Consider the following 266-nt stretch of genomic DNA (forward strand, 5'->3'; position numbering starts at 1 on the left):
TTCTGCGTGAGCTCGGCGAACCACCGCTCCACGAGGTTCAGCCAGGACGAACTCGTCGGTGTGAGGTGGAGATGGAAGCGGGGGTGGGCCAGCAGCCACTGCTTGATGGCGGGCGTCTTGTGGGTGGGGTAGTTGTCCAGGATCAGATGGATATCGAGGCCGGAGGGGACTTCCTTGTCGAGCTTGGTCAGGAACTTCTTGAACTCGACGGCCCGGTGGCGCCGGTGCAGGGAGCCGATCACCTTGCCGGTGGCGACTTCCAGGGC

Annotated in this window: 1 protein-coding gene; it reads right to left on the reverse strand. The window is 63.9% G+C overall.

What is annotated here, in order from left to right; all coding sequences use genetic code 11:
* Positions 1-266, reverse strand: a 266-nt coding sequence (locus IG99_RS43875; RefSeq protein ID WP_037684662.1) for an IS630 family transposase, incomplete at both ends; no start/stop codon positions are given.

Source organism: Streptomyces griseus subsp. griseus (assembly GCF_000720255.1).
Classification (GTDB): Bacteria; Actinomycetota; Actinomycetes; order Streptomycetales; family Streptomycetaceae; genus Streptomyces; species Streptomyces griseus_I.